We start from the raw sequence: 9,514 nt of genomic DNA, 5'->3' as shown, positions 1-9,514 counted from the left end.
CCTCACATAACCGACACCGCCCTTACAAGCGCTCAACCCATCCCACCCTCTCTGCGCACCACACCCCCAACAGGCATACGCTTACACCTGTAGGAGCTGTCGAGCGAAGCGAGGCTGCGATCTTTTGATCTTGCTTTAAATCCGCAACCCGCCATCCAATTCCAGAATCCGACCGGTGTAGTAGTCGTTCTCGAAAATGTAGGCGGCCGACTGGGCAATCTCTTCGGGTTTGCCCATGCGCTTGAGCGGAATCCCGGACGTCATTTTCTCCAGCGCTTCCGGTTTCATGCTCAGGGTCATCTCGGTTTCGATGAAACCCGGCGCAATGCCCGCCACGCGAATGCCGTAGCGCGCCAGTTCCTTGGCCCAGGTCACGGTCGCCGCAGCGACACCGGCCTTGGCGGCGGAGTAGTTGGTCTGGCCAACGTTGCCGGCGCGCGAAATCGACGAGATATTGATGATCGCGCCGCTGTTTTGCAGCTCGATCATTTTTGCCGCGACTTCACGGGTGCACAGGAACACACCGGTCAGATTGACGTCGATGACTGCCTGCCATTGGGCCAGGCTCATCTTGGTCATTTCGCCATCCTTGACCTTCAGCAGCAGGCCATCGCGCAGAATGCCGGCATTGTTGATCAGGCCATGGATCGCGCCGAAATCGTCGGCCACCTGAGCGGCCATATGGGTCACCTGCTCTTCATCGGCGACGTTGCACAGGTAGGCGCGGGCCTCGACACCCTTGGCTTTGCAAGCCGCGACGGCAGCATCGAGTTTTTCCTGATTCAGGTCCACCAGTGCCAGCTTCGCGCCTTTGCCTGCAAGGTACTCGGCCATGGAGCGGCCTAAACCCTGGCAACCGCCGGTGATAATGATTACTTTGTCAGTGAGTTGCATTCGCATAGCCCCATAGCAGTTCGGAGTGGTTTTCCTTCTATTCTAGAGGGCCTCTCGATCTGAGCCTGATATGGCCTGGCTGCACATGAGAACTGCCCCTATGGCGTGCTGGAACTTTACCCAGGCGCCTGTCCGTTTTTTTGACGGATTCTATATAAGGAGTCATAAATTGAGCGTTGTAGTGGCTAAGCATGCCCGAGAATTGCTTCTCAAGGAATACCGTGGAGTGCTCTCGACGCACTCCAAAGCGATGCCCGGTTTCCCGTTTGGCTCCGTGGTTCCCTACTGCCTGGATGAGCAGGGCCGACCGCTGATCCTTATTAGCCGCATCGCTCAGCACACTCACAACCTGCAGAAAGATCCGAAATGTTCGCTGCTGGTGGGTGAGCGTGAAGCCGAAGACGTACAAGCCGTTGGTCGCCTGACTTACCTCGCCGAGGCAGAAAAGCTTCAAGATCCCGCTGCTATCGAGGCGGCCGCCGAGCGTTACTACCGCTATTTCCCCGATTCGCAGAACTATCACAAGGCCCATGATTTCGATTTCTGGGTGCTCAAAGAGGTACGTCACCGCTACATTGGCGGCTTCGGCGCGATCCACTGGATCGATCAGTTGACCCTAGCCAACCCGTTCGCCGGCAAAGCCGAAGTGAGTATGGTCGAGCACATGAATGCCGATCACGCCAAAGCCATCGCCCACTACGTAGACCTGGCAGGGCTGCCGAAAACCACCCCGGCGCAATTGACCGGTATTGACTCAGAAGGCATGCACTTGCGCATTGGTCAGGGACTTTACTGGCTACCGTTTCAAACGCCCTGTAATACGCCGACACAAGTCCGGGAAGCCTTGGTTTTCCTGGCTCACGCCGAGCATTGGCCGAAAAATGAAGTGGCCGACGCTTGAATTCACGAAACGGCGACGTCATCTAAGGAAAACTGGCAAGGCATTCTTGCGTTGAGGAACCATTTGATGCGCCCTTTTTTGTTGCTCTTTGTACTGTTCCCGGTGTTGGAGCTGTTCGTATTCGTCAAGGTCAGCGGGGCGATCGGGTTTTTCCCGGCCCTGCTGCTGATCATTCTCGGCTCGATGCTCGGCGTGTTCGTGCTGCGTGTCGCCGGTCTTGCTACTGCGCTGCGCGCCCGTGAAAGCCTGAACCGCGGTGAGCTGCCGGCCCAGACCATGCTCGAAGGCCTGATGCTGGCCCTGGCGGGCGGTCTGTTGATCCTGCCGGGCTTCGTCACCGACGTGCTGGGCCTGATCATGTTGCTGCCGATCTCTCGTCGGCTGCTGGCGAACAAAATGCGTCTGCGCGCCGAGGAACAAGCGATGCGTCAGCGTGCGTTCGCCGATGACCTTCAGCCACGGGGCGGTCCTGCTCCGCGGCAGCCACTGGGCCGTGAGCCGAACGTGATCGAAGGCGAGTTCGAACACCGCGATTCCAAGTAACCCTTCCATCGACACGGCACCTTCGGGTGTCGTGTTCATTTCCAGGGCATTGAGATAAAAATTTTTCGCTCCCCGCCCTTGAAATAAGCTTGTACGCCCTTATGTAACGGTCACCGCAAGGTTTCTGGCAATTGCGCCAGACAGACTTCCGCGGTTCGCTTGACGAACCGCACCCGGCGCCGCCGGATTTGTTAAACCCGCCGGGACTACACCGGCCGATGAAAACCACAATTAGGAGAGATCGACAATGAAGCTTCGTCCTCTGCATGACCGCGTCGTCGTCCGTCGCAGCGAAGAAGAAAAGAAAACCGCTGGCGGTATCGTCCTGCCAGGTTCGGCTGCTGAAAAGCCAAACCAGGGTGAAGTCCTCGCTGTAGGCCCAGGCAAAGCACTGGACAACGGTGAAGTGCGTGCGCTGGCCGTGAAAGTGGGTGACAAGGTTGTGTTCGGCCCTTACTCCGGCAGCAACACTGTGAAAGTTGACGGCGAAGACCTGCTGGTAATTGGCGAGAGCGAAATCCTCGCAGTAATCGAAGGCTGATTCCCCGCTCATTTTCCCGCTACTACAAAGTATTTAAGGAATATCGATCATGGCTGCTAAAGAAGTTAAATTCGGCGATTCCGCCCGCAAGAAAATGCTCGCCGGTGTCAACGTCCTGGCTGACGCAGTAAAAGCGACCCTGGGCCCTAAAGGCCGTAACGTGATCATCGAGAAGAGCTTCGGCGCTCCGACCATCACCAAGGACGGCGTTTCCGTTGCCAAAGAAATCGAGCTGAAAGATCGCTTCGAAAACATGGGCGCGCAGCTGGTCAAAGACGTTGCCTCCCGTGCCAACGATGACGCAGGCGACGGCACCACCACCGCTACCGTTCTGGCTCAGTCGATCGTCAACGAAGGCCTGAAAGCCGTCGCTGCCGGCATGAACCCGATGGACTTGAAGCGCGGTATCGACAAAGCGACCATCGCCATCGTCAAAGAGCTCAAAGCCCTGTCCAAGCCTTGCGCTGACACCAAGGCCATCGCTCAGGTCGGCACCATCTCGGCCAACTCCGACAGCTCCATCGGCGACATCATTGCCGAAGCCATGGAAAAAGTCGGTAAAGAAGGCGTGATCACCGTTGAAGAAGGCTCGGGCCTGGAAAACGAACTGTCGGTTGTTGAAGGCATGCAGTTCGACCGTGGCTACCTGTCCCCGTACTTCGTCAACAAGCCAGAGACCATGACTGCCGAGCTGGACGGTCCGCTGATCCTGCTGGTCGACAAAAAGATCTCGAACATCCGCGAAATGCTGCCAGTACTGGAAGCCGTTGCCAAAGCCGGCCGTCCACTGCTGATCGTTGCCGAAGACGTTGAAGGCGAAGCCCTGGCGACTCTGGTTGTGAACAACATGCGTGGCATCGTTAAAGTCGCAGCCGTCAAGGCTCCAGGCTTCGGCGACCGTCGCAAGGCCATGCTGCAGGACATCGCTGTTCTGACTGGCGGTACCGTTATCTCCGAAGAGATCGGCCTGAGCCTGGAAAGTACTACCCTGGAACACCTGGGTAATGCCAAGCGCGTGATCCTGTCCAAAGAAAACACCACCGTGATCGACGGTGCCGGCGTTGAGGCTGACATCCAGGCTCGCGTTCTGCAGATCCGTCAGCAAGTGGCTGACACTTCGTCCGATTACGACCGTGAAAAACTGCAAGAGCGCCTGGCCAAACTGTCCGGCGGCGTTGCGGTGATCAAGGTTGGCGCCGGTTCCGAAGTTGAAATGAAAGAGAAGAAAGCCCGCGTTGAAGACGCCCTGCACGCTACCCGTGCAGCCGTTGAAGAAGGCGTGGTACCTGGCGGCGGCGTGGCACTGGTTCGCGCTCTGCAGGCTATCTCCGAGCTGAAAGGCGACAACGATGACCAGAACGTTGGCATCCAGTTGCTGCGTCGCGCTGTTGAAGCGCCACTGCGTCAGATCGTTGCCAACTCCGGTGACGAGCCAAGCGTAGTTGTCGACAAGGTCAAGCAGGGTTCGGGTAACTACGGTTACAACGCTGCTACCGGCGAATACGGCGACATGATCGAAATGGGTATCCTGGACCCGGCTAAAGTGACTCGTTCGGCTCTGCAAGCGGCTTCGTCGATTGCCAGCCTGATGATCACCACCGAAGCCATGATCGCTGAGATCAAGGACGACGCACCAGCTGGCGGCGGCATGCCAGACATGGGCGGTATGGGCGGCATGGGCGGCATGATGTAAGCCAGCCTTACCCCGTACATAAAAACCCCGCCTGCGTTGAGCAGGCGGGGTTTTTTATTGCCCTTCATAAGATCAACCTCAAAAGATCGCAGCCTTCAGGCGCTGACCGGTTCTGCCTCACTCTCCCGCTCAACCTTGGGAACTGGTTGATAAAGAATGTAGTAATACGCCCCCAGACAAATCAACCAGCAGAAAATCGCCGTCCACACGTTGTGCGAAAAGAAGTGCGCGCCCTGCATCATCCGGCTGATGGAAAACACCGAACCCAACGCAAAGGCCAGGACGAACGCTTTGCGCGCCAGCCTCGGTCGACGGTCGCGCAACACGAAGAACAGCGCAAACAAAGTGAAACCGGTCGCCGCATGACCACCAGGCCAGCAGCGGCCCGGCTTGTCGGTATGCGGGCGAGGGCTGAGCAGTTCGCTGTAGGTTTCGTGCCCGCCGAATTGCTCCAGGCTCCATGGGCATTGCACCGCCGTCACCGCTTTGACCGGGGTGACAAACGAGGTTGCCAGTGCCAGAGACAACACCAGGCAACCCAGTTCACGTTTGAACGGTTTGAGCCTGTCCATGAAAAAGGCGCCGATGAAGCCCAGGATGGCGAACACCGAGAAGGCGATGACCACTTGCTTGGCCCGGTCATGCAGGATGTCTTCCAGGAAGTAACTGTGTCGCCCGATGAACGCCCCGGCGACCGGGTCATAGAACAGCTTGGCAAGGTCCATGTCCAGGGACGTCAGTTCGAGCAACAGCAGGGTGATCGCCGCAATGGCGGGCACTCCCAGGCATAGCCAGGCATTCAGTGGCCTGGAAGCGGGGCGGGCAGCGGTCGAAGCCATGGCAATTCCTTGGTGGGTGAAATGTTCTGAAGAGCACAACCGCGGGAGTCTGAACACGCCTCTGTCGTCAGCTTGTGAATCGATGGTGAAAAACTTGTTAAGGCCGTTTCAGGTTTTTTTTGTCGGATTTACCCCTGCACGCCACCCTATCCCTGAGCCACACTTGGCCTTAAGCTGCGCGCCAAGACAGCCGTTACTGTGTACGGAGGAGGTGCCGATGCGAATTCTATTGGTTGAAGACAACCGCGATATCCTGGCCAATCTGGCCGATTATCTGGGGCTCAAGGGTTACACCGTGGATTGCGCGCAGGACGGTTTGTCGGGCCTGCACCTGGCGGCCACCGAGCATTACGATTTGATCGTGCTCGACATCATGCTGCCTGGCATCGACGGTTACACCCTGTGCAAACGTCTGCGCGAAGACGCCCGCCGCGACACGCCAGTGATCATGCTCACTGCCCGTGATCAACTGGATGACCGTTTGCAAGGCTTCAAATCCGGTGCAGACGACTATTTGATCAAACCCTTTGCCCTGTCCGAACTCGCCGCGCGGATCGAGGCGGTCATGCGCCGCGCCCAAGGGGGCGGTCGCCGTGCCTTGCAAGTCGGTGATCTGAGCTACGACCTGGATACCCTGGAAGTCACGCGCGAAGGCCGTCTGCTGAAACTCAACCCGGTGGGCCTGAAGTTGCTGGCCGTGTTGATGCAGAAAAGCCCCCATGTATTACGCCGCGAAGTTCTCGAAGAAGCCCTGTGGGGCGATGACTGTCCGGACAGCGACAGCCTGCGCAGCCACGTCCATCAACTGCGTCAGGTGATCGACAAGCCGTTCGACAAGCCCTTGCTGCACACGGTGCATGGCGTCGGTTATCGCTTGGCCGAGGGCCGTGATGGAGTTTAAACAGAGCCTTGCGCAACGGATCATCATTGCCTTTGCGTTGATGAGCGCGCTGGTGGCGGGAGCCTTCGCCATGGGCATTGTGGCGACCGTGCACCTGGTGGAAGAGAAACTGATTTCGGCAGGTCTGGGCGGCGATTTGCAACGTCTGTTGCTGATGGACAGCGTGTCGGACTGGAGCCACCGCCCCGAGCCGGACCAACTGTTCTATTTCAGCGGCGGCCCGGGCGACTTCGAATTACCCAAGGATTTGCGGCACCTGGACTCAGGCTTTCATGAAGTCTTTCGCGAGCAGCTGTCATATCACGCGATGGTCGAAGTCGTTGACGGTCGGCGTTACGTGCTGATGCAGGACCAGAGCGATTTCGAAGAGCGTGAGCGGGTGCTGTTTGCCGTGGTGCTGGTGGGTTTCGTACTGAGCCTGGCATTGGCGGTATTTCTGGGCTGGGTGCTGGCACGCAAGGTCATGGCGCCAGTGGTGCGACTGGCCCGTCAGGTGCGTCATCGCGATCAACTGCTAGGGCTGGCGCCGCCACTGGCGCCGGACTATGCCGCTGATGAAGTGGGCGAGCTGGCCGTGGCCTTCGACGCCACCCTTGGGCGTTTGCGTCAAGCATTGACCCGTGAGCGATTGTTCACCAGTGACGTCAGCCACGAGCTGCGCACGCCGTTGATGGTGTTGGCCAGTTCCTGTGAACTTTTGCTGGAAAACCCTGGTATCGATCAGCGCGGCCGTGCTCAGGTGGAGCGAATTGCCCGTGCGTGTGCCGAGATGCGCGAGCTGGTGCAAACCTTCCTCATGCTGGCTCGCGCTCAACATGAAGACGCCAGCATGGCTCCCCAGCAGACCCTTAGCCAAGTGGCCGACGGGCTACTTTCTCAATGGCGCGAGCCGATCGAAGCCAAGGGCCTGACACTGAACTTCGAGCCGGAAAATCCGCCGGACACCCGCTATAACGCAACGCTTTTGCATGCGGTGATGGGCAACCTGTTGCGTAATGCGCTGCATTACACCGAGCACGGCTACATCCTCCTCGCCCTGACGGACACGGGGTTCGTGGTCGAGGACAGTGGCGTAGGCATTCCCGAGGAAAAACGCGAGGCGATGTTCGAGCCTTTCGTGCGCGGCAACGAGAAACGCGGCGAGGGCCTCGGGTTAGGGCTATCGCTGGTGCAACGGATTTGCGAGAACCAGGGCTGGAACGTCAGCCTGACCAATATGGAACCCAATGGTTGCCGCTTTCAGGTGGATTTGAGTCCGTCTTTGATCTGAAGGAAAAACGAAAAGATCCTGAATTGGCCCTGTAAAACCCTGAAATAATTCCGGGTTTTACATGACAATTTTTTCACAAAGGCACGACCTGACACTGACACGACGCTACCTAAGGTGGTGGTCATCAGAAGTTCAGGAGACTGCAGTGATGGCTGGTCCGATCAAACTCGATTTTTCCGAAAAGTACGACGATCAACACGCCCAGAAATATTTGCGCAAGCATCAGGACGGTCCCAGCCGCCGACTGTCCCATTGGCGTGACGAACAATTGGCGCGAAAAGCGCTGACGCTGGCCGGTGAGCCAGGATTGGTCCTCGATTTACCGTGCGGCGCGGGGCGTTTCTGGCCGCTGCTGGCGGAAAAACACAACCGCGTCATCATCGGGGCCGACAACTCGGAGTCCATGTTGAAGACTGCCATGCAGGCGCAACCCGCCGACGTGGTGAAACGGGTACAACCCTTGCACACTTCTGCATTCGACATTGCCTTGCCCGATAACGCCGTCGACAGCATTTTCTGCATGCGCTTGCTTCATCACATCGGTGAAGCCGAGCATCGACTGGCCATCCTGCGCGAATTCGAACGAGTCACCCGTGACAGCGTGATTGTTTCGTTGTGGGTGGACGGCAATTTCAAGGCCTGGAAACGCAAGCGCGCGGAGAAACGACGTAGTCAGGAGGGTTACCAGAATCGATTTGTGTTACCGGCCGCCACGGTTGAAAAGGAATTCGAGCAGGCAGGTTTTCGGATCCAGGAACATCTGGATTTTTTACCGTTCTATGCCCTGTGGCGGGTATACGTATTACGCAAGAGGTAACAAGATGGCAATGCAATGGGCAGCACAAACAGAAGTGGCTTCTCAGGACCGCTTCGACTACTTCTGGAACCTGCGCGGTGAATGGGTAGAAGAACCCAACGTCCGTCGCGGTGGCGAAAGTGGCGTGCAGCGCGTTAGGGGCAGTGATGGACAGTTGCTCTACACCAAGCGTCAAACCGGGCATATCTATCGCAGTGCGTTACACCCGTTCGGCCGACCGACGGTGTTGCGCGAGCGCGATGCGCTCATTGGCCTGCGTCTGCTCAACGTTCGTGTTCCGGAAATCGTTTTCTGCGGGGCGCAGCGCGATCCCGTGCACAAATGGCGCGCATTGCTGGTTACCAAGTCCCTGGATGGCTTCGGGGAAATCCAACACTGGTACGCGGGTGGCGGTCGCGAGCGTTATGGTGAGGCGGTGCACGATCGCGTGTTGAAGGATCTGGCCGATAACCTGGCCCGCATGCACAAGGGCCGTTGGCAACACGGCTGTATCTACATCAAGCATGTATTCGTGAGGGTCACCGGCGAAGGCGAGTCAGCCAAGGTCGAAGTGGCGTTGATCGATCTGGAAAAATGTCGGCAGCGCTTGACTCCCCATCAAGCGGCGGCCCATGACCTGAAGCAACTGCGTCGCCACTCGTCGTTCAGCGATACGGACTGGAAAAAACTCGTCTATTTTTATGAGACGGCGTTTGGCAGCGCTATCAAAGGCTTATAACAATGAAACTCGAAATTGCACGAGGTTTGTTTTTAGCCGGAGCCTTGGCAGTTGCTTCATTGGCGGTGGCGGCCTGGGAGCAACCCCGCACGCAAGTCCTCAGCTCCGTGCACGGTGACGCGCATTGTCCGTTGCCCCGGGTTGCCAAAGCACCCGTGGCCACTCAACCCGATCATGACTTGTTACTGTTCATGTTCGGACTTTCTCAGGGACTGAGGCCACAGAGTTGAACAGATTGAAGCCCAAATAAAAGGCCTCGCAGTTGCGAGGCCTTTTTTGTGCCGATCGTTCCCACGCTCTGCGTGGGAATGTCTCCACGGATGCTCCGCGTTCGGCTTTTGATGGGACGCGGAGCGTCCCGGGCTGCATTCCCACGCAGAGCGTGGGAACGATCATG

Annotated in this window: 11 protein-coding genes; 9 read left to right on the top strand and 2 right to left on the bottom strand. The window is 57.8% G+C overall.

Annotation, left to right across the window (positions count from 1 at the left end; all coding sequences use genetic code 11):
- Window positions 1–135 precede the first annotated feature (135 nt).
- Window positions 136–894, bottom strand: coding sequence for an SDR family oxidoreductase (locus ACZ9IM_RS10990; protein ID WP_427622961.1), 759 nt, complete (start codon window positions 892–894; stop codon window positions 136–138).
- A 169-nt stretch (window positions 895–1,063) separates the two neighbouring features.
- On the opposite strand from ACZ9IM_RS10990, the gene ACZ9IM_RS10985 reads away from it, so the two are divergent.
- From ACZ9IM_RS10985 to groL, 4 genes are all read left to right on the top strand, one after another.
- Window positions 1,064–1,795: a HugZ family pyridoxamine 5'-phosphate oxidase gene (locus ACZ9IM_RS10985; protein WP_427622960.1), complete on the top strand. Its 732-nt coding sequence runs from the start codon at window positions 1,064–1,066 to the stop codon at window positions 1,793–1,795.
- Between the two features lie 66 nt (window positions 1,796–1,861).
- Window positions 1,862–2,338, top strand: coding sequence for an FxsA family protein (locus ACZ9IM_RS10980; protein ID WP_427622959.1), 477 nt, complete (start codon window positions 1,862–1,864; stop codon window positions 2,336–2,338).
- A gap of 247 nt (window positions 2,339–2,585) precedes the next feature.
- A complete protein-coding gene (locus tag ACZ9IM_RS10975; protein WP_007898444.1) occupies window positions 2,586–2,879 on the top strand; it encodes a co-chaperone GroES in 294 nt (97 codons plus the stop codon).
- Between the two features lie 49 nt (window positions 2,880–2,928).
- Window positions 2,929–4,572: a chaperonin GroEL gene (gene groL, locus ACZ9IM_RS10970; protein WP_074874047.1), complete on the top strand. Its 1,644-nt coding sequence runs from the start codon at window positions 2,929–2,931 to the stop codon at window positions 4,570–4,572.
- A 95-nt stretch (window positions 4,573–4,667) separates the two neighbouring features.
- Here the strand turns inward: groL and ACZ9IM_RS10965 are convergent, their stop codons facing one another.
- A complete protein-coding gene (locus tag ACZ9IM_RS10965) occupies window positions 4,668–5,411 on the bottom strand; it encodes a phosphatase PAP2 family protein (RefSeq protein WP_427622958.1) in 744 nt (247 codons plus the stop codon).
- Between the two features lie 217 nt (window positions 5,412–5,628).
- Between ACZ9IM_RS10965 and colR the strand changes: the two genes are divergently transcribed.
- From colR to ACZ9IM_RS10940, 5 genes are all read left to right on the top strand, one after another.
- Window positions 5,629–6,312 (top strand): two-component system response regulator ColR, encoded by a 684-nt coding sequence (colR, locus tag ACZ9IM_RS10960; RefSeq protein WP_008069526.1) that lies wholly within the window; start codon window positions 5,629–5,631, stop codon window positions 6,310–6,312.
- The gene (locus ACZ9IM_RS10955; protein ID WP_427622957.1) at window positions 6,302–7,582 is read left to right on the top strand and encodes a sensor histidine kinase; all 1,281 of its coding nucleotides are present in this window, start codon (window positions 6,302–6,304) and stop codon (window positions 7,580–7,582) included. The genes colR and ACZ9IM_RS10955 overlap by 11 nt, the downstream gene beginning before the upstream one ends.
- A gap of 148 nt (window positions 7,583–7,730) precedes the next feature.
- Window positions 7,731–8,399 (top strand): class I SAM-dependent methyltransferase, encoded by a 669-nt coding sequence (locus ACZ9IM_RS10950; protein WP_427622956.1) that lies wholly within the window; start codon window positions 7,731–7,733, stop codon window positions 8,397–8,399.
- A 4-nt stretch (window positions 8,400–8,403) separates the two neighbouring features.
- The gene (locus ACZ9IM_RS10945) at window positions 8,404–9,117 is read left to right on the top strand and encodes a lipopolysaccharide kinase InaA family protein (RefSeq protein ID WP_427622955.1); all 714 of its coding nucleotides are present in this window, start codon (window positions 8,404–8,406) and stop codon (window positions 9,115–9,117) included.
- Between the two features lie 2 nt (window positions 9,118–9,119).
- Window positions 9,120–9,347: a hypothetical protein gene (locus ACZ9IM_RS10940; protein WP_026331876.1), complete on the top strand. Its 228-nt coding sequence runs from the start codon at window positions 9,120–9,122 to the stop codon at window positions 9,345–9,347.
- The last annotated feature ends 167 nt before the right edge of the window (window positions 9,348–9,514 follow it).

The organism is Pseudomonas sp. TE12508 (assembly GCF_056279485.1).
Note: the sequence above shows the minus strand (reverse complement) of the source record. Positions and strands in the feature narration are given on the sequence as shown.